Source organism: Chitinophaga caseinilytica (genome assembly GCF_038396765.1).
GTDB classification, from domain to species: domain Bacteria; phylum Bacteroidota; class Bacteroidia; order Chitinophagales; family Chitinophagaceae; genus Chitinophaga; species Chitinophaga caseinilytica.
Genome location: NZ_CP150096.1, coordinates 513484 through 532756 on the forward strand (window position 1 = coordinate 513484; position 19273 = coordinate 532756).

At 54.1% G+C, this 19273-nt stretch carries 22 protein-coding genes; 4 read left to right on the top strand and 18 right to left on the bottom strand.

Annotated elements, in window-relative coordinates:
- Positions 1–29 precede the first annotated feature (29 nt).
- Positions 30–1058 carry a Holliday junction branch migration DNA helicase RuvB gene (gene ruvB / locus WJU22_RS02095; RefSeq protein WP_341841642.1) on the top strand — a complete coding sequence of 343 codons (1029 nt, stop codon included), beginning with the start codon at positions 30–32 and terminating at the stop codon, positions 1056–1058.
- 74 nt (positions 1059–1132) lie between these two features.
- Here the strand turns inward: ruvB and WJU22_RS02100 are convergent, their stop codons facing one another.
- Genes WJU22_RS02100 through WJU22_RS02110 form a run of 3 tightly spaced genes read right to left on the bottom strand, consistent with a single transcriptional unit; the run spans position 1133 to position 3707 of the window.
- On the bottom strand, positions 1133–1834 hold the full coding sequence (locus tag WJU22_RS02100) for a response regulator transcription factor (RefSeq protein WP_341841643.1): 702 nt from the start codon (positions 1832–1834) through the stop codon (positions 1133–1135).
- Positions 1835–1894: 60 nt separating this feature from the next.
- The gene (locus tag WJU22_RS02105; protein ID WP_341841644.1) at positions 1895–2689 is read right to left on the bottom strand and encodes a DUF3108 domain-containing protein; all 795 of its coding nucleotides are present in this window, start codon (positions 2687–2689) and stop codon (positions 1895–1897) included.
- 10 nt (positions 2690–2699) lie between these two features.
- Positions 2700–3707: a lysylphosphatidylglycerol synthase transmembrane domain-containing protein gene (locus WJU22_RS02110; RefSeq protein ID WP_341841645.1), complete on the bottom strand. Its 1008-nt coding sequence runs from the start codon at positions 3705–3707 to the stop codon at positions 2700–2702.
- Between the two features lie 13 nt (positions 3708–3720).
- Here WJU22_RS02110 and ruvC point away from each other — a divergent pair, with 13 nt between their 5' ends.
- Together ruvC and WJU22_RS02120 are read left to right on the top strand one after the other, a co-directional pair.
- On the top strand, positions 3721–4284 hold the full coding sequence (ruvC, locus tag WJU22_RS02115; protein ID WP_341841646.1) for a crossover junction endodeoxyribonuclease RuvC: 564 nt from the start codon (positions 3721–3723) through the stop codon (positions 4282–4284).
- A 234-nt stretch (positions 4285–4518) separates the two neighbouring features.
- Positions 4519–5151, top strand: coding sequence for a response regulator transcription factor (locus WJU22_RS02120; RefSeq protein WP_341841647.1), 633 nt, complete (start codon positions 4519–4521; stop codon positions 5149–5151).
- On the opposite strand, the gene WJU22_RS02125 is transcribed toward WJU22_RS02120, so the two are convergent.
- The 4 genes from WJU22_RS02125 to rsmA all read right to left on the bottom strand — a co-directional run bounded on the left by WJU22_RS02125 (position 5148) and on the right by rsmA (position 7947).
- Positions 5148–5549 (bottom strand): HIT family protein, encoded by a 402-nt coding sequence (locus WJU22_RS02125; protein WP_126244242.1) that lies wholly within the window; start codon positions 5547–5549, stop codon positions 5148–5150. The two genes, WJU22_RS02120 and WJU22_RS02125, sit on opposite strands and share 4 nt — an antisense overlap.
- A gap of 95 nt (positions 5550–5644) precedes the next feature.
- Complete coding sequence (gene greA / locus WJU22_RS02130) at positions 5645–6118, bottom strand: transcription elongation factor GreA (RefSeq protein ID WP_341841648.1); 474 nt, start codon at positions 6116–6118, stop codon at positions 5645–5647.
- Positions 6119–6271: 153 nt separating this feature from the next.
- A complete protein-coding gene (locus WJU22_RS02135) occupies positions 6272–7198 on the bottom strand; it encodes an NAD(P)-dependent oxidoreductase (RefSeq protein WP_341841649.1) in 927 nt (308 codons plus the stop codon).
- Positions 7195–7947, bottom strand: a complete 753-nt coding sequence (rsmA, locus tag WJU22_RS02140) for a 16S rRNA (adenine(1518)-N(6)/adenine(1519)-N(6))-dimethyltransferase RsmA (protein WP_341841650.1) — start codon at positions 7945–7947, stop codon at positions 7195–7197. Before rsmA ends, WJU22_RS02135 begins: the two co-directional genes overlap by 4 nt.
- Positions 7948–8049: 102 nt before the next feature.
- Here rsmA and pdxA point away from each other — a divergent pair, with 102 nt between their 5' ends.
- Positions 8050–9129 carry a 4-hydroxythreonine-4-phosphate dehydrogenase PdxA gene (gene pdxA / locus WJU22_RS02145; RefSeq protein WP_341841651.1) on the top strand — a complete coding sequence of 360 codons (1080 nt, stop codon included), beginning with the start codon at positions 8050–8052 and terminating at the stop codon, positions 9127–9129.
- Here the strand turns inward: pdxA and WJU22_RS02150 are convergent, their stop codons facing one another.
- The 11 genes from WJU22_RS02150 to atpB form a co-directional block, all read right to left on the bottom strand.
- The gene (locus tag WJU22_RS02150; protein WP_341841652.1) at positions 9130–9975 is read right to left on the bottom strand and encodes a class I SAM-dependent methyltransferase; all 846 of its coding nucleotides are present in this window, start codon (positions 9973–9975) and stop codon (positions 9130–9132) included.
- 85 nt (positions 9976–10060) lie between these two features.
- Positions 10061–10357: a transcriptional regulator gene (locus WJU22_RS02155; RefSeq protein WP_341841653.1), complete on the bottom strand. Its 297-nt coding sequence runs from the start codon at positions 10355–10357 to the stop codon at positions 10061–10063.
- Between the two features lie 70 nt (positions 10358–10427).
- Entirely contained in the window at positions 10428–11063 is a 636-nt protein-coding gene (locus WJU22_RS02160) for a hypothetical protein (RefSeq protein ID WP_341841654.1), read from the bottom strand.
- A gap of 28 nt (positions 11064–11091) precedes the next feature.
- On the bottom strand, positions 11092–13245 hold the full coding sequence (locus WJU22_RS02165) for a TonB-dependent receptor (protein ID WP_341841655.1): 2154 nt from the start codon (positions 13243–13245) through the stop codon (positions 11092–11094).
- 415 nt (positions 13246–13660) lie between these two features.
- On the bottom strand, positions 13661–14020 hold the full coding sequence (locus WJU22_RS02170) for a helix-turn-helix domain-containing protein (RefSeq protein ID WP_341841656.1): 360 nt from the start codon (positions 14018–14020) through the stop codon (positions 13661–13663).
- On the bottom strand, positions 14017–14649 hold the full coding sequence (locus tag WJU22_RS02175; protein ID WP_341841657.1) for a cupin domain-containing protein: 633 nt from the start codon (positions 14647–14649) through the stop codon (positions 14017–14019). Before WJU22_RS02175 ends, WJU22_RS02170 begins: the two co-directional genes overlap by 4 nt.
- Positions 14650–14832: 183 nt before the next feature.
- Positions 14833–16410 carry a F0F1 ATP synthase subunit alpha gene (gene atpA, locus WJU22_RS02180; RefSeq protein ID WP_341841658.1) on the bottom strand — a complete coding sequence of 526 codons (1578 nt, stop codon included), beginning with the start codon at positions 16408–16410 and terminating at the stop codon, positions 14833–14835.
- Positions 16411–16499: 89 nt separating this feature from the next.
- Entirely contained in the window at positions 16500–17060 is a 561-nt protein-coding gene (gene atpH, locus WJU22_RS02185) for an ATP synthase F1 subunit delta (RefSeq protein ID WP_341841659.1), read from the bottom strand.
- 23 nt (positions 17061–17083) lie between these two features.
- Positions 17084–17566, bottom strand: a complete 483-nt coding sequence (gene atpF / locus WJU22_RS02190) for a F0F1 ATP synthase subunit B (RefSeq protein WP_240646548.1) — start codon at positions 17564–17566, stop codon at positions 17084–17086.
- Between the two features lie 105 nt (positions 17567–17671).
- Positions 17672–17932: an ATP synthase F0 subunit C gene (gene atpE / locus WJU22_RS02195; protein ID WP_126244254.1), complete on the bottom strand. Its 261-nt coding sequence runs from the start codon at positions 17930–17932 to the stop codon at positions 17672–17674.
- 39 nt (positions 17933–17971) lie between these two features.
- Positions 17972–19093 carry a F0F1 ATP synthase subunit A gene (gene atpB, locus WJU22_RS02200; RefSeq protein WP_423737227.1) on the bottom strand — a complete coding sequence of 374 codons (1122 nt, stop codon included), beginning with the start codon at positions 19091–19093 and terminating at the stop codon, positions 17972–17974.
- Positions 19094–19273: the final 180 nt, after the last annotated feature.

A 19273-nucleotide genomic window follows, 5' to 3' on the forward strand; every position in this document is an offset into this window, starting at 1 on the left:
CTTTTGACGCTGAAAGGCAACAAACTTACATGTCCAATCCGAACCTAAGACCAGATGACAACAGGATGAGCGCCGCCGAGAAGGAATTCGAGAACAGCATCCGGCCGCGGGAGATCATGGATTTTTCCGGGCAAGACCAGATCATCGAAAACCTCAAGGTGTTCATCAAAGCGGCGAAGATGCGCGACGAAGCGCTCGACCACATTCTTTTCCACGGCCCTCCCGGGCTGGGGAAAACAACGCTGTCGCGCATCGTGGCCAATGAGCTCGGTGTGAACATCCGCGAAACATCCGGCCCCGTCATCGAAAAACCCGGCGATCTTGCCGGCCTCCTCACCAACCTCGAGGAGCGCGATGTGTTGTTCGTAGACGAAATTCACCGCCTCAGCACCGTTGTGGAAGAATATCTCTACTCCGCGATGGAGGATTACCGGATAGACATTATGATCGATTCGGGCCCCAACGCGCGGACGGTCCAGATCAACCTGCACCCTTTCACACTGGTAGGCGCCACCACGCGTTCCGGCCTCCTCACCGCCCCGCTGCTCAGCCGTTTCGGCATCAAAAGCCGCCTGGAATATTATAATTCGGAAACGCTGCAACGCATCCTCTGGCGCGCCGCCGGCCTCCTCGGCACCAAGATCACTTCCGACGCCGCGTCCGAAATCGCCCGCCGCAGCCGCGGCACCCCGCGTATCGCCAACGGGCTCCTGCGCCGGGTGCGGGATTTCGCACAGGTAATGGGCAACGGCGTCATCGACCTCGGCATCGCACAGTTCAGCCTCAAAGCCCTGAGCGTAGACGAATACGGCCTCGATGAAATGGACAACCGCATCCTTTCCACCATCATCGATAACTTCAAGGGCGGCCCCGTCGGCATCACCACCATCGCAACGGCGGTGGGCGAAGAAGCCGGGACCCTCGAGGAAGTGTACGAACCATTCCTCATCCAGGAAGGATTCATCAAACGCACGCCCCGCGGCCGCGAAGTAACGGAAAAAGCCTACCATCACCTCGGTCGGAACCCCAATAGCCGGGGATCGCAACTTCTCTTCTAATCAATTCATTATCAAACGAATAAAAAAGGCCGATCGAACGTTCAACCGGCCTTTTCACATAATATATATTGGCGTCAGTCTTTCACCACGAGGCGGAAACCGTTGCCATGGATGTTCACGATCTCGATATTGGAATCGTCTTTCAGGTACTTCCGCAATTTGGCGATATACACGTCCATGCTGCGGCCATTGAAATACGTATCGCTGCCCCAGATTTTCTTCAGCGCCACTTCGCGGGGAAGGAGGTCGTTCTTGTGCTCGCAAAGCATGTGCAGCAGCTCGTTTTCCTTGGGCGACAGCGTATGCGAATCACTGCCTTTGACGAGGGTGCGCAGGCGGGAATTGAAGTGGTATTGCCCGATGCGGAACTCGAACTGTTCTTCTTCCTTGCTGTTCAATTCCTGGTTGCGTTTCAGGATGGCTTTGATTTTGAGGAGGAGCAGCTCAGAGTCGAAGGGTTTGGAAATATAATCGTCGGCACCCAGTTTATAACCCTGGATGATATCTTCCTTCATGGTTTTGGCGGAGAGGAAAAACAGGGGAATGTCGGGGTCTACGTCCCGGATCTCTTCCGCCAGTTTGAACCCGTCCATATTGGGCATCATGATGTCGAGCAGGCAAATGTCGAACTTGTCCCGGCGGAAGGCTGCCAGCGCGAGGATGCCGTCCCTGCAAAGCTCTACGTCGTAATCGTTGAGTTCCAGGTAGTTCTTTAATACCATTCCGAGGTTGGTATCATCTTCGGCGAGCAGGATCTTGGGTTTGCGTTCTTCCATATTTGAAATAGATTGAGTCAGAAACAAATATAACAGATAAAGACCATTCCGGTTCGGGCTTTAACGTTTCTTTACGAGTGAAGTCAGGGCCCAGCGGAGGTTGGTGAAGCTGATCATGTCTACTTTGATGCTGCCGACGGAAATGGGGGAATCCACGCGGAGGGGGATTTTATTGCCGTCGTCGCTCACCCATACGGTCATTTTTTCGCCGCCTTCGAAGATGGTGCCTTTGATGAGGAGGGGTTTGAACTTGATGGCGCGGAAAGTGCCGTAGCGGGTTTCCACCTGTTCTTTGCCCATGTACCGGATGTAAATGTCGAACACTTCATCGTCGAGGAACATGGAGAAGGGGATTTTATCGCCGGGTTTGTATTTGTTGAAATCGATGTTGCGGGCGTAATAGATGGAGGAGATGACGTCCTGGATGCAGGCGGGCACCTTGAAGTTGCCGAGCGTGCTGGTGGCGATATTGGTTTCGCGGTTGAAGACGACGTTGTTGTATTTCTTGTAGCCGCCTTCGTTGATGTTGCGGATGAAACGCATGGGCAGCATGGTGGCGGTGTCGATATAGCTTTCGTAGCGGTCGCGGACTTTGAAGAACCAGTCGTACGAGCGATACGTTTTCCCGTCGCCTACAACGTGGTAGGCGTCTCTCCCGTTATACTTTTCGAGGGTGGTGGTGAAGGTGGCTTCCCCGGCGCCTACGTAAACGCTGCCGAGGTTATAGAACACTTTGAGGGTGAGGGTTTCGCTGGCCTTGAACGCCGTGTTGACGGTACCACAGAAGTTTTCCTGCGCCCTGGGGGAGGCGGGGTAAAACAACAGGCCGCATAGCAACAGTAAAACATACTTCATCGATCGTTCGCTATTTATCTCTGAAAATCTTCACGCCGAGGAGCAACACGGCACCGATGGCGGCAGGCAGCACCAGGTTGATAAGCCAGATCGCCACCGTGGCGGCCAGTATGCCGGCCGCATTGGCGCTCAGGAGGCCCAGGAAGTGGAGGCTGACACTGCCCCGCAAGCCGATTTCCGCTATGGCTACCGTAGGGATCGCTGCCATGACCAGGTAGATCACACTGATCATGAAAAACCCTTCCCACCACACAAATGCAACTCCCAACGCATATAATAAAATCAAATACTGTGCCGTAAACACGATATACCGGATGGCACTCAAATACAGCAGGGTCCTCAATTCCGAGGGAGAATACCGGACAATCACCATGATGAAAACCTTCACCTTCCGCAGCCACTTCACCCGGTCTACCAGCGAAACGACCCATCGTAACCGAAAATAAAGGAATAAAACGGTGACACAAACCCCTATGAGTAAAGCAAGCGTTAATTTTTCCCTAAAACCCGGTCCAACGGCCGGCAATCCTTCCACATCGAACCGGTATATATAAAATATGGAGCCCGCCAGTCCGAAAAGCAGGGTGGCGATGATCTGTGAAAAGCTGCCCACGATGGTGGCGGCGATGGATTTGAGCTTGCTCGCATTGCTGAGGTACAGCATCCGGCCGCCGTATTCCCCGATGCGGTTGGGCGTGCTTACCGACACGGACACCCCGGTCAGGATAGCCCCGAAGGCCCGCCGGAACGGCACTTCTTCGAGCGGGCGCACCAATATCTGCCACTTCCGCGCCTCGATCCCCCAGTTCACCAGCATCATCCCTATCACCATCAGCAAAAGTACCCAACCCCTGTCGGCCACGATCTCCTGAATGTGCACCCAGGCCGCCGGCAGATTGTCCTGGTGCCGGATTTGCCTGATGATCGCAAAGGTTAACCAGGTGAAGAGCGCCCCGCCGAGGACGTAATTGAGGATTATTTTGGTACTTTTGTTCAGACTTCGTCGAATTTTTGGCAAAAATAGGCTCCGCTTGGCAAACAATACAAAAATAATTCTCGGGATAGACCCCGGGACCATCATCATGGGCTACGGCCTGATCGCTGTAAAAGGCCAGCACGCGGAGATCATCAAGATGGACGTTCTCAAGCTCAATCCTAAAATCGATCACTACGAAAGGCTCCGGAAAATCCACGATCGCATGAACGAAATCATCCGGGAGCACAAACCAGTTTGCTGCGCCATCGAGGCGCCGTTCTTCGGCAAAAACGTGCAGTCTATGCTCAAACTCGGCCGTGCCCAGGGCGTGGCCATTGCCACGGCGATGCAGGCGGGGCTTACGGTTGCGGAATATTCCCCCAAGAAAGTGAAGCAATCGATCACCGGCAACGGCAATGCTAACAAGGAGCAGGTGTGGCAGATGCTGCAACGCATCCTCAAGTTCACCGAAGTGCCCGAATACCTGGATGCCACAGACGCGTTGGCGGTTGCCGTCTGCCATCATTTCCAGGATTCCAGCCCGCTCGTAACCACCGGTAAATCAAAAGGCTGGGAGAAATTCCTTCAGCAGAATCCCGAAAGGCTCTCCAGACCCTGATGCAAATTGAACATAATCCCGCCGGCCGATGTTTGTTAATTGAGAAATTGTACTTATTTTGAACTGAAATAAGGCTGAATAGCGCCCTGAACTAGTACCGCGGGGCGCCTACAAGTGTTACTAATGAAATTTTTTACCTTTTATCACCCCTAATTTTTTTCGTAGATGGATACGAAGGCTAGAATTTTACTAGTGGAGGATGATTATAACCTGGGTGCTATAACCAAAAAACGTTTGGAAGAATCCGGATACGAGGTGACCCATTGCTCTGATGGAGAAATAGCCTGGAAAACGTTTCAAAAAAGCCTGTACGATATATGTCTGCTCGATGTGGTGATGCCCAAGAAAAACGGCTTTGAACTGGCCCGGCAAATACGGCAGAAGAACGATCTGATCCCTATTCTCTTCCTCACTTCCAAGTCGCAGGACGAAGATAAGATCAGCGGTTTCAAACATGGCGCGGACGATTACGTGACCAAACCTTTTTCCATGCAGGAGCTGCTCCTGCGTATCGAAGTTTTCCTGAAACGGACACGGCCCCTCAATGCAGACAAACGCTCCACCTATACCGTCGGCAAAACGACGTTCGACTATGGCGAGCTGAAACTGATGGACAGTTCCGGCAAGCTAAAGGCGAGCCTTACCCAGAAGGAGGCCGATCTTTTGAAGTTTTTCTGCGAGAATGCCAACAAGACCCTTAAAAGGGAAGAAATCCTGTACCACGTGTGGGGGAAAGACGATTATTTCCTCGGTAGAAGCATGGACGTGTTCATTACTAAAATCCGCAAACATTTTGTCGACGACAAAGACGTGAAGCTGGAAACGCTGCACGGCATCGGGTTCAAGTTCTACGTTCCGACCCTTTAAGCGTTACGCTCCAGTTCCGCTACGATTTTTTCCTGGATCGCCTTCAGTTCTTCAGGCTGCAGTTTCAGCTTGGGGCGGGTGAAATTGAGATCGTCGGCCGAGTTGATCGGTACGAGGTGAAGGTGCGCGTGCGGCACTTCGAGGCCCATAACGCTGATGCCTACCCGGTTGCAGGGCACCACGGCTTCGATGGCTTTCGCGATGGGGCGGGCGAAGAGCAGGTACTCCGCCAGGTACGCATCGTCTACATCAAAGAATTTGTCTACTTCCGTTTTGGGGATGACCAGGGTGTGGCCTTCCATCATGGGGAAGATGTCGAGGAACGCGTAAAACTTGTCGTTTTCCGCGATTTTATAGCTCGGAATGTCTCCTTTGATGATTTTTGAGAAGATGGTCATGGGATGGGTCACTTTTTGCTCGGTATAAAGCTACAATATTTGGCATAAAAAAAGGCCCCCGCGCGCGGGGGCCTTTTCTATTATCGCCGCCGCTCTTACACGGTGATGTGGTCGATTTTGAAACGGAGCTTGCCGTTGGGGGCCGTAACATCGGCTTCCTCGCCTACTTTCTTGCCCAGCAGGCCTTTGCCGATGGGGGAAGTAACGGAGATCTTGCCGAGTTTCAGATCGGCTTCCTTCTCGGAAACCAGCTGGTAAGTGATGGTTTTCTTATTCGCGAGATTGGTAATGGTCACTTTACAGAGGATAGACACTTTGGAAGTATCGATATCACCTGCATCCACCACGCGCGCCGTTGCGATGGCGTTTTCCAGCGTGGCGATCTTGGCTTCGTGAAGACCCTGTGCTTCTTTGGCTGCGTCGTATTCCGCGTTTTCTTTCAAATCCCCTTTCTCACGCGCCTCCGATATCGCACGCGCAATCTCCGCCCGTCCTTTGGTCTTGAGTTGCGTCAGCTCATCTCTCATCTGGTCAAGGGTCTCTTTGGTAACGTAATTTACGCCAGACATACCTGAATGTTTTAGTTGTATAGAAAAAAATTAACGCCCTCACTTGCGCAAAGACGTCAATCCGGTATCAGTATTGCAAATATAACTTTTTTTCGTTCGGAACCCTCCCCCTATCAAATATTAAAATGCTTAATATGGAGGGTTTCCCATATGCTACAAGCCCAGTTTTTCCAGCACCACTTTCGCCATTTTGATGCTCGCTTCATGGCTGTAGCCGGCGATGTGCGGGGTCAGCACCGCCCGCGGGTGCGCCAGCAGGAACCTGAACTCCGCCTGCTCCGTTTCGCTGAACGTGTCCAGCTTTTCGTTCTCCAGCACGTCGAGCGCCGCGCCGGCGAGGGCACCGCTTTCCAGGGCTTTCACCACATCGGCTGTTTTCACGACTTTCCCGCGGGAAGTATTGAGCAGGTATACGGGTTTGTGGAAAGATTGGAAGAAGGACATGTTCCCCAGATGCCGGGTTTCTTCCGTGAGCGGCAGATGCAAACTCACGATGTCTGCCTCCCGGAAAATGGCTTCCAGCGAAGCTTCCTGCACGAATTCGTCGCCGAAACCGCTTTTGTATTTATCGAAAGCGAGGATTTTCATGTCGAACCCGCGGAGCCGTTTCGCGAAGGCGCCGCCGGTATGGCCGTAACCAATGATGCCGACGGTTTTGCCGCCCAGTTCCCAGGCCCGGTTGCCGTCGCGCTCCCAAATGCTGTTGCGCAGTTCGAGATTGCTTTTCAAAAGATTATGCATGAGCATGACCAGCATGCCCACGGCCTGCTCGCCCACGGTATCGCGGTTGCCTTCGGGGCTGCTCGCCAGCCGGATGCCTTTCTCCGCGGCATATGCCGTATCGATCAGCTCCATCCCCGACCCCAAACGCCCGATCCATTCCAGCTGCGTGGCCCGGTCGAGCATCGCTTTGTCTACCTTGATCCTTGTGGTCACGATCAGCCCGGAAGCCGTATGGATGGAGGCCGCCAGCTCGTCGTAGGTGATGGAAGGCCGGTAGTCGACCGCAAAGCCCTTCTCCTGTAATTCATTGATCAGATATTCGTGTACTTTGGCCGTGATGATTACTTGCTTGCTCATATCATGTGTTCGGTGAGGGCTACGAAATCAGCTACTGTAAGCTCTTCCGCGCGTTTCGTAAATATGGGTTCCTGTAAATATTCTTTTTTGAACAGTCCTTTCAGGGGGTTGCGCAACTGCTTGCGGCGCTGGCCGAAGGCGGTTTTCACCAGGAGGGTGAATTTCTTCCAGTTCTTCACTTCGTACGGCGTTTCGAGCCGCGTGCAGCGGATGACGCCGGATTTCACTTTCGGCGGCGGGTTGAAGCAGTTTTCGTGCACATCGAACAGGTATTCGATTTTGTACTCCGCCTGCAGCAATACGCTGAGGATGCCGTATTCCTTGTTCCCGTGCCCCGCCGCGATGCGCTGCGCCACTTCTTTCTGGAACATGCCTACCACGAGGGGCACCTGCTCCTTCCAGTCCAGCACGCGGAACATGATCTGGGTGGAGATGTTGTAGGGGAAATTGCCGATGATGGCGAACGGCCCGGTGAAGGGGGCGGCCATTTCCAGGAAGCTTTCGTTGATGAGCTTGCCCTGGATGGCGGGGAATGTTTTTTCGAGGAACTGGACCTTTTCCGTATCGAGTTCCACGGCTTTGAAGCTGATTTCCGGTACTTCCAGCAGGTATTTGGTGATGGCGCCGGCACCCGGGCCCACTTCCAGCAGCTGCATCCCCGGTGTAACGGGCAATGCCTCCACGATCTTGCGGCACATGTTCTCGTCTTTGAGGAAATGTTGGCCTAATGACTTTTTCAGCGTATACATGGAACAGAATAAGCTGCAAATTTAAGGAATCCCCGGCAGTTTGCCCCCGGGGGCCTATCTGTCAACTTTAACACGTATATTTGTTGGATATTTCGTTTACTCATGAGCTCAGCAAACGCACATACGCCCCGCCCGGTAATCGGGATCTCCGCGGGAGACCTGAACAGCATCGGCCTGGAGATCATCATCAAGACTTTTGCCGACAGCCGGATGCTTGAATTGTGCACCCCCGTGGTTTTCGCTTCCAACAAAGCGATCAATTTCTATCGAAAACTGCTCAACGAGAACAATTTCAATTACCAGAGCATCAAGGATTTCAGCAAGCTGAACCCCAAGCAGGTGAGCGTTTTCAACTGCTGGGAGGAAGAAGTCCAGATCACGCCCGGCGTTCTGAACGAAACCGGGGGTAAATACGCGGCCCGCTCCCTCGCGGTAGCCGTGGAAAGCCTCAAGGCCAAACAGATCGAAGGCCTCGTGACCGCTCCCATCCATAAAAAGAACATCCAGTCCAAGGATTTCGACTTCACCGGCCATACCCCCTACCTCCGCAACGCCTTTAACAGCAAGGATGTCCTCATGTTCATGACGGCAGACAATATGCGCGTGGGCCTGCTCACCGAGCACGTTCCCGTTTCGGAAGTCGCCAAATACGTGACCAAGGAAAATATCCTCGCCAAGATCGCCATGATGAAAGACAGCCTCGTGCGCGATTTCGGGATCGACAATCCGCGCATCGCCGTGCTGGGCCTCAATCCGCATGCGGGAGACGAGGGCCTGATCGGCAACGAGGAAATCCAGCACATCGCCCCGGCCATCCGCGAAGCCAAGCAGCGCGGTACTTTGACCTTCGGCCCCTACAGCGCAGACGCATTCTTCGCCCGCGAAATGTACACGAAGTTCGACGGCGTGCTGGCCATGTATCACGACCAGGGCCTCATCCCCTTCAAATCCCTCGCCAGCGGCGAAGGCATCAATTACACCGCAGGCCTCCCCATCGTACGTACCTCGCCCGATCACGGCACCGCCTTCGATATCGCAGGTAAAAACGTGGCAGACGAAGCATCATTCCGGCAAGCCGTTTATTCCTGCCTCGACATCATCGCCCAGCGCAAGGAATACGCGGAAAACACCCGCAATCCCCTGAAGAAAACGGAGATCGCTTCGGAAAGAGGCGCCGTATAATCAGAGGTAAAACGCGATCATCTCCAAAAATCCTTCCCCGTCTTCGTAGAACAGCTCATTGCGGCCGTTCAGCTTGAATTCTATGTCCTGCAGCGAGTCTACGCCCGCCACATCGCCGTGCAGCAGCTCCACCAGCCGGAAAATCTCCCGGCGCTCGTAGGGGTACATCTTTCCCCCGATAAAATTTTCCATCCGCGCCATCAAATCGCGCAACACCGGCCTTTCGGCCGCCGGCACTTTATGTTCGGGCAACAGGTAGTCCATCAGCACCACGTTCGTCTTGTTCGGCGTCCGGAAAGCCTGCATGGTGTTGAGGAACAGTTCGTCGGGAATATAGTGGATAATACCCTCGAAGATGACGAGGGCGGGTTGTTCGGTAGAATACCCCGCATCCCGGAGTTTATCCAGCAGATGCAGGGTATCCGTTATATCCGCCTGAATGAAATGCAGGGCAGGTTCGCCCGGCAGCAGCCGGGCATACAGCGAGGATTTCACGGGCATATGCACCGCGTCCACTTCATAAATCCGGCTGATGGCCTGGCGGTGGTGCTCCAGCAACCAAAGCGATATCGGGTCGAGGCCGGCGCCGAGAATACAAACCTGGACGGGCTTGCCGTCTTGCAGATACGTTTCCAGCAAATGGCGGATAAATCGCTTGCGGTACAATACCACCGTGGAGAAATGCGGCCAGGCGCCCTGGATCCCGGAAGAGAGCTCCCGTACGTCGCCGAAATCGAGCAGGTCGTAATATTGACCGGCGATACCGGAGTCGTACAAAGACCGGGTTTGCAGCAATACGAGCGCAGAAGTGGGCGCCACTTTCAGTTTGTGATCCAGCAGTTCCATCGCGTGCCTTTTAAGGTTTCTAAACCGCCCCGGGCGGACGTTAAAGATACCACGCAACGCTGCATCGGCCCGTCAGTCGTAAATTTCAGGACTTCCCGCCGGTATGGAAATAAGATTTGATGGAGCGAATGTAATTCTCGAAAGCCGCCGATCCTTTTTCGGTGACGCGGCAAATGGTTTGGGGGTAATTATCCTTGAACTGCTTCGTGACTTCGATGTATTCCGCTTCCTTCAGCTTGTTGATCTGCACGCTGAGATTCCCCGCCGTGGCGTTGGTCAACTCCTTCAGTACGGTAAATTCCGCTTCTTTCTCCCGCATCAGCACCGACATCACTGCCAGCCGCAACTGCGAGTGCAAAACCGGGTCCAGTTCTTTAAACACGTTTCACGATTGTTTGGATTACAAAAATTTACGGGCGGAATATGCGCTTCCGCCCGTAAAATATAAAAAATCAAGGCATTTTCAGTAACTCCTTCGTATACACTTCGCCCCAGCGCGGCGCGATGTCGCTTTCCGGTTTGAAGGCCGTGAATTTCTGCAATGCAACGTTCAGCAATTCTTTCCCTTTCGATTTGCTGCCGCCGAAAGCTTCGGGCGTGAACATGAGGTTTTGGCCCTGCAGCAAATACACGCGCGGGTTTTCGGGGTTCTGCGTCTTCGCTTTTTCCAGCAGTTCGGCAGATTCCGTGCCGAATCTGGCGCCCCGCGTCATGGGGTCTACCGCGATGCGGGAAACGGCGATGAGCGACAGCAGGCACGACAATTCGGAATCCTCACCTTTCAACGCCACGGCCTTTTCGGCCAGCAGTGCGGCTTTGTCGGAAATGGGGTCCACCTTGGTTTTGTCCTGCGTCATGAAAGCTTCGTTCACCAGGCAATAAGCGGCATAATAATACGGCAGCCATTGGGTTTGCTCCGCGTTCGCGATGCGCTCGAAGGTGTTGCTGAGGGCGTTGAGCGACGCGGGATTGAAGGTGCTGGCACTGTCCAGCAGACTTACCTGTTGCTTCATGGCGGCCTGGTAACGGTCTTGCGCATTGGCCGTAGCAACGGCGAAGAACAGTAAATAGGCGAGAATGGATTTCATATTTGAATATTGAGGGTTGATGATGAAATTATTGACGGTCGATCATTTCCTGCCGGCGGTCGATGCCGAAGCTCATGAACATGCCCAGGTAAAAGAACCTCGGCGCCATGGGCCCTACCATGCTCCTGCGCATCTTGTCCGACGAATAGCGCCAGCCGTATTGCTGTTCGTTCCCGATCACGTTTGACATGGTGAACACGAATACCGTGAACGCCTTGCCGACGGTGGTCAGGTAGTTGACGTTGATGCCGAGCGTGTTGAGGTTACGCGTGCGGTCGGTCATGAACTCGCTTTGCGGGCGGTTCGGATTGTAATACGGCCGCCCCGTCGCAAAGGTGTAGGTGGCGCCCAGGTTGAGCATCCAGTCGGGGATGAAATGTTTGTATACCAAAGTGGCCGTATGTTCCGCCGCGAAATCGGGCTGTACTTCGTACGGGAAATTCAGGTGATCGCGCTTGGTATCGAGCCAGGAGTAGGAAATCCAGTAATCGGCGTTTTTGATGAGTTTTTTATCGCGCCAGAAAAGTTCCGCTCCTTTCGCATAGCCTTTACCGTTATTGTTGTAGGAAGGAACGGTTTTGATCAGATCGTGATATTGTTTATAGAATACTTCCGTCCGGAATACGCGGAACTGGGAAATATGCTGATAGCTGGCGATGTAGTGCGTGGCGCGCATGTAGCCGAGGTTATGATCGAATCGGAGGTACTGCGGCTCCGGCTTCTGGTAAAACTCGCCGTATGCCAGGGCCACCTGGCTTTTGGCGTCGAGTTTATAGGCGAGCGATGCGCGCGGCGCGATGTTGGGGGACCGCAGCAGCGAGGAATATTCGTAGCGGGTGCCGAGGCGGCCCACGAACCTCGGGGTGATGTACACGTCCGCTTCTGCGAAAGACGCGGTATAGCTGTCTACGAAATCGGCTTCGAGGTTATTGAATTTCGAGGCTTCCGTTCCGTATTGATATTCGCTGCCGAGGCGGAGCACGGAGAATTTGCCGAGGTTTTTCGACAGCATGGCGCGGAACTGCGAAAGATCCTGGCGGGTCTTGATGCGCGTGGGCTCCGGTTGCTTGCCGAGCGTATCCATGGTGATGCGGTCGCGGTTGGTGCTGTAGGAAGTGCCGAGCTGGATCTTCCAGCCGTTGCCCAGGCTTTCTTTCCAGGAAACGTTGGTGTAGACGAACTGGTTGTTGAGGCGGAATTCTTCCTTCGACCCGGGATACTCCAGACTTTCGCCTTTAAATCCGAACCGCCCGGCGGTGCCCATGACGAAGATTTTCAGCATGCCGTTTTTCGAGGTTTTGATGCGGTAGTTGCCGGATGCGTTCAGGTATTCGGGCGCCACCACGGGCTCCTGTTTCTGCTTCATGATCTTGAAGTAGGGCCAGAGATTGGTGTAGTCCATTTCGAAGCCGTAACCTTTCTTTTTGTCTTTCGACAGTTTATCGATGCCGACAGACGGCCCCACAGACCCGAGGCCCACGGTGTAGGAGGAGCGTTCCGGCAGGTCGATGGATTCGAGGACGAGCGCGGAGCTGAGGCCCTGGCCGTATTGCGCGGAATAGCCGCCGCTGCTGAAGGTGGTGCCTTTGAAGAGGAATGGCGAGAACCGGCCGCGCGCTGCGAAGTCGGGCATACCGCTGGAGAAAGGGTTGCGGACGAGCATCCCGTCTATAAAGGTTTGTGTTTCGTACCCGGTGCCCCCGCGCACGAAGAGGCCTTCCTTCTCGCCTACCTGCTGCGCTCCGGGCAGGGTTTTGAGCGCGCTCACGATGTCTGCGTTGGCGCCGGCGGTGGTCACGATATCAAGGGGCTTGAGGACGGTGTTCTTCTTTTCGTCGCTGGCTTCGAAGCTGCCGGCCGAAATGGTGACCATTTTCAGTTCGTTCACGGTTTCTTTCAGGACGAGCAGCAGGGGTGCGCTGGAGGAAAGGTCCGTTTTTACTTCGATGGAAGCGAAGCCGGCGAGTGTGGCGGTGATGAGGCGTTCGCCCTTTTCGGAAGTGGTGAAGGAGAAGCTGCCGTCTTTGGCGGACGTGGCGCCGTCGTAACTCCCGACCAGGGAGATGTTCACGCCTGCCAGGGGCTTCTTGCGGGCGTCGGTCACTTTACCGGTGACCACGGTCTGCGCCTGCATCGCCAGGGGGAACAACAGGCAAACCAGGGGGAGGAATAGCTTGTACATATAAGGTTAGGTCAGAATGATGGATCAAAACTAATTTAGTTTACATTATAAATCAAACTATTTTTCAAATTAAATTACATGTTAAAACATATATCTGCCGGGCAGAACGGTGCGGACGAAGGGAGTGACACAACGGCGGCCGGGCCAGTATTCCAGCCGCCGGCCCACGATCATTCGCTTCCTTTCCATCGTCGCTCCACGAAATTATCGATGGGTTTTGACATACTTAAATGTTGATTTTCGATAAGGATTCCTTTCGTATGCGCACGCGGGAATGGTACAGGACTGTTGACCGACGGGTGTTGATGTGTACCTGGCGTCAGTCGGTTTCCGATGGATGTTGACAAATAAATTCCATCCGCGGACCGCGGATGGAATCGCCGGAAACCCGGTACCCGTAAAGCTGTAAATAAAATCATTTCACCGCGCGCGGCCGGAACTGATCGGCTTTGATGTTTTCCAAATGTTGCCTGCCCCACTCCACCATCGCCTGCACCACGGGGTCGAAAGACTGGCAATATACCGTGACGCGGTAATCGGTATTATCCGTATCGTCGTTCAGCTCGCGGACCACGATCTTATTAAGCTCCAGATGCTTCAGTTCCCGGCTGAGCATGCGCGGTGTGATGCCGGGGATGCTGCGGAGGATGTCGGAAAAGCGGGTGTGGCCCTGCGAAAGCGAGAGCATGATGAGCAGGCGCCATTTGCCGCCGATGACGTAAATAGTGTCCATCAGGTAGCGGGTATCGTCGGGGGTGGGCGTGCGGTGGGTCATGGTATTTTGTTAGGTAAATGATACGCGTGTTTACGGGGCGTTACGGCTTTCGCCCTGCCGGTGATTTTGCCCCACCAGCCTTTCAGCGGCCAGAGGATCTTTTGTTTGAACATGGAAACATCGGCCAGGTAGTATTCTCCTTTCGCCTGCCAGAGAATGTATTTCAGTTCGTAATCGGAAGGCATTTCGGGGAAGGCGCGGTTCAGGGCCAGGATGGTTTCTTCGGCAAGATACTCAAAATTCAGCGCGGGGGTGACGCGGGCTTTCCATTTGGCGGTGCCGGTTCCGGCATTGAAGAAAGCGTGCTGGACGCCGGGCTCCACGGTAAAGGATTCCCCTGGCTGCAGGATGAGCTTTTTCCCATCGGCATACAGGCCCAGCGTGCCTTCTACCGCTTCGAAGTACTCATGCTGCTTCGGGTGGGTGTGCAACGGGGGGCCAGGCTTGCCTTCAGGCAGGGTGACGAGGAATTCCGCATACGCGCCGTTGGTTTCTTTACCGGAGGTGAGGAGCTGCACGGTTTCGCCGGTGGGTTTCATGGTGATGATCTTCCGGCTGGAGATCCGGTCTCCGGAAGTCTGCGCCGCTGCGGGGATGGCGAAGAGCAGGGCGGAAAGTAATGATTTCATTTTTCGTCGTTGTTTCGGGCAAAGCTACTGCGCAGACGAAAGCGTTCGGGAGTTGGTATCATCGATGATACGGCGGGAAAGCGGAAGTGTGCGACGCAACGGCGGATGAAAAATGAACGGAAGATGACGACAAAAAAAGCCCTCCGCAAGCGGAGGGCTTTTAAAAACTATATGCTCAATGGCTTAGGCGAAGCGGGGCTTCAGCTCGTCGGCCAGTGCAACCATTTTCTTGATGCCTTCTTCGGGCAGGTTACCTTTCTTGAATTCGCCGAGCACTTCGGGCAGGCGAACTTCCATTTCGTGCAGGAAGGCGTCCTGGAAAGCGGCTACGTTCTTCACGGGCACTTCGCGGAGCAGGCCGTTGGTACCGAGGTAGATGATCGCTACCTGTTTCTCCACGGAGAACGGGCTGAACTGCGGTTGTTTCAGGATTTCCACGTTACGGGCACCTTTGTCCAGAACGGATTTGGTAGCCGCATCGAGGTCACCACCGAATTTGGAGAAGGCTTCCATTTCGCGGTACATCGCCTGGTCGAGTTTCAGGGTACCGGATACTTTCTTCATCGACTTGATCTGGGCGTTACCACCTACGCGGGATACGGAGATACCTACGTTGATCGCAGGACGGATACCGGCGTTGAACAGGTTGTTCTCGAGGAAGATCTGTCCGTCGGTGATGGAGATCACGTTCGTGGGGATGTATGCGGATACGTCACCAGCCTGTGTTTCGATGATCGGCAGGGCGGTCAGGGAACCACCGCCTTTCACGAGGTGCCTGATAGACTCGGGGAGGTCGTTCATCTGTTTGGCGATATCGTCTTTCGCGATCACTTTCGCGGCGCGTTCGAGGAGACGGCTGTGCAGGTAGAATACGTCACCGGGGTACGCCTCACGTCCGGGAGGACGGCGGAGCAGCAGGGACACCTCACGGTAAGCTACGGCTTGTTTGGACAGGTCATCGTAAATGATCAGCGCCGGGCGGCCGGTGTCGCGGAAGAATTCACCGATGGCAGCGCCAGCGAACGGAGCGTAGAACTGGAGGGGGGCCGGATCGGCAGCGGAAGCTGCAACGATGGTGGTGTAGGCCATGGCGCCGCTTTCCTGCAGCGTTTTCATCACACCGGCAACGGTGGATGCTTTCTGACCGATGGCTACGTATATGCAATACACGGGTTTGCCCGCGTCAAAAAATTCTTTCTGATTGATGATGGCGTCGATGCAGATGGCGGTTTTACCGGTCTGGCGGTCACCGATCACCAGCTCACGCTGGCCGCGGCCGATGGGGATCATGGCGTCGATCGCCTTGATACCGGTTTGCAGCGGTTCCTTTACCGGTTCGCGGTAGATTACACCGGGAGCTTTACGTTCCAGGGGCATTTCGTACAGTTCGCCGGAGATGGGGCCTTTACCGTCGATCGGTTCGCCGAGGGTGTTCACCACGCGGCCAACGAGGCCTTCGCCCACTTTGATGGAGGCGATCTGGCCGGTGCGGCGAACGGTGTCACCTTCTTTGATAGCGGTGGATTCACCCATCAGTACCACACCCACGTTGTCTTCTTCCAGGTTCAGCGCGATTGCTTTTACCCCGTTCTCGAATTCCACGAGTTCACCGGAGCGAACGTTGTTCAGGCCATATACACGGGCGATACCGTCACCCACCTGCAGTACCGTGCCTACTTCTTCCAGTTCCGCGGAAGCGTTGAAGTTGCTCAGTTGCTGGCGAAGTATCGCCGAAATTTCATCTGGTTTAATATCAACCATCGTTATGATTTTTTAAAGAGTCGTTAAGGTTTATTGTTATAACGACAACAGCTTTGCGGTTACGCAGCGGCTGCTGTTAAATTGCTTGGTTAGCGGATTTCAGAAACGTAAATGTTCTTGAGGAACTGTTTCTTGATATCCTTCAGGTCGCGCAGTACGGAAGCGTCGAACAGTTCGTTGCCGGTTTCGAGGACGAAGCCGCCGATCAGTTCGGGGTTTACTGCTGTTTCCAGTTCTACTTTGCGGCCGGCGGAGGTTTCCACCTTGTCGCGGATGAGGTTCAGCAGCTGCGCATCGAGCGGAGCGGCGGAAGTCAGTTTCACGCGAACGATGCCTTTGAGGGCATTGTACTGCTTTTCGAACTCCCCGGTGATCTCGGCCAGCACGCTTTCGCGGCCTTTGAGCGTTACCAGGCGGATGAACGCGGAAGTGATGCCGCTGATCTTACCGTCGAGGATGGCGCCCATGATCTTGATCTTCTTATCGGCCTTGATGATGGGGCTGCGGAGCAGCGCAACCACGTCGGCATTGCTGCGGGTGATGGACTGGAGCAGGAGCATGTCGCCATGTACGGCTTCCAGTTCGTTCTTGGCCACCGCCAGGTCGATCAGCGATTTCGCATACCTGTTTGCTAAACGGGGATTCTGCATATTCTTTTATTCAGCCGTTTTAATTAGTTCAGTTTGATTTCGCCGGCCAGTTGCTTGATGTAAGCTTCCTGGTTGGTTTTGTCGGACAGCTCTTTGCGCAGCACTTTTTCCGCTACTTCGATCACGAGGGTGCCTACCTGGTTTTTAACGTCGGTGAGGGCGGCCATTTTCTGGTTCTCGATGGCTACGGAAGCTTCCGCGATGATTTTTTTGGCTTCGGCCTGTGCTTGTTCCTTGGCTTCGCGAATGATCTGCTCTTTGGCGTCTTTCGCTTCTTTCAGGATAGCGCTGCGTTCGGCTTTCGCCTCGGCCAGCACATGTTCGTGCTCGGCTTTCATTTGCGCCATTTCCTCTTTCACGCGCTCAGCGGTGGCGATGGAGTCGGAGATGGAGTCTTCCCTTTCTTTCAGAACTGCCAGGATAGGCTTCCAGGCAAACTTCACGAGGATCCACAGAACGATCAGGAAAATGATGAAAGAGATGGTGAATAAGCCTAATTGAGGCATCAACAAATCCATATATAGTAATATTTATGCGTTGAGATTGTTCGGAAAATTGAATTTACTGCATCTTTTGCCCTTTGCGCCAGATGCAGTAAAAAGTTTCTGCGATTACAGTACTACCGCCAGCAGACCCGCGATAACGCCGAACAGGGCAACACCCTCTACCAGCGCCGCAGCCAGGATCATGTTAGCACGGATGTCGTTAGCAGCTTCGGGCTGACGAGCGATGGATTCCAGCGCGCTCTTACCGATGTTACCTACACCGATACCAGCTGCGATAGCAGCAATACCAGCACCAACAGCACCACCAGCTTTAGCCAGGCCAGAAGCGGATTCAGCAGCCTGCATCATTACAGTTAAAAGTTCCATGATGAATTGTGTATTTGAATTTTAGATTAAACGTTGTTATTAATGGTGATGACCGCCCTGGTGTTCCATGGCCTGACCGATGAATACAGCGGTAAGGTTGGCAAAGATGAACGCCTGGATGAAAGCCACCAGCAGTTCCAGCATCATCATCACGATGTTGAACACGATCGTAATGGGCAGGAAGCCGTAACCGGCAACTTTATTCAGCGAACCGAATATGAACACGAGGGAGATAATGCTCAGGATGATGATGTGACCCGCCAGGATGTTGGCGAAAAGTCGGATCATGAGGGAAACCGGCTTGGTGAACACACCGATCAGCTCCACCGGCGCCAGGATGATCTTTACACCGCCCGGTACGGGAGGGTTGAAGATATGCGCCCAGAAGTGACGGTTCGTAGCCGCCATCATCGCGATGAAGGAAATCAGCGCCAGCGCCGCCGTTACCGCGATGTTACCGGTTACGTTGGCAGAACCCGGCAGCAGGCCCAGCAGGTTGTTGATGAGAATAAAGAAGAAGATGGTCAGGATGAAAGGAACGTACTTTTCACCTTTCGCGCCCGGGATGTTGGGGCGTACCACTTCGTCGCGCATGAAAATGATCACCGGTTCGATGAGGCTCTGGAAGCCTTTCGGCGCCTGGCGGTGGCCACGTACGCGGTAAGCCTTGGCTACGTTGAGCATCAACACCACCAGGAGCACCGCTGCAAAGAGCATGGACGCAATGTTCTTGGTGATGGACCAGTCGTAGATCTTCTGGCCGGTCGGATTGTCGTTCGCATCCACCTCGATGATGCTGCCTTCAGGATACTGGGCGGCGGTCAGGTGGTGAGACTCGAGGTAATGCGCGTCCACCAGGCGGTACCCGTCGTGCGCGTCGTGCCCGTGGTGGAACTTGGAGGAAGAAAACATCGAAACGCCACGCACCGGGTTATAAATAATAACCGGCAGCGGAGCGGTCAGGTGAAAATCGCCCACGTCCAGCAAGTGCCAGTCGTGCGCATCCTTCACGTGTCCGAGGATGACTTCCTTCGCATTAAAACCTTTCTTTTCTTCATGGCCGTCTGATGCTTGGGCCGTGGTAATTGTGCCGGAAACGGTGATGAAAAACACCGTTATCAGGGCTACCAGCTTATATTTGAACCGATTCAAGGAAAACACAGTTTTCTGAAATTTTGTGCAAAGGTAACCGATTTTATATTAAATAGTATGAGGCATCAAAAAAACTGACGAGGATCATATCCACATACCCCGGTACTCCCAACCCATTCATTATCAATCCAAAAAAGGAAAGGGCACCCCGGCCCGGGGTGCCCTCCTACTTCTTTGCGTACCGCTTGA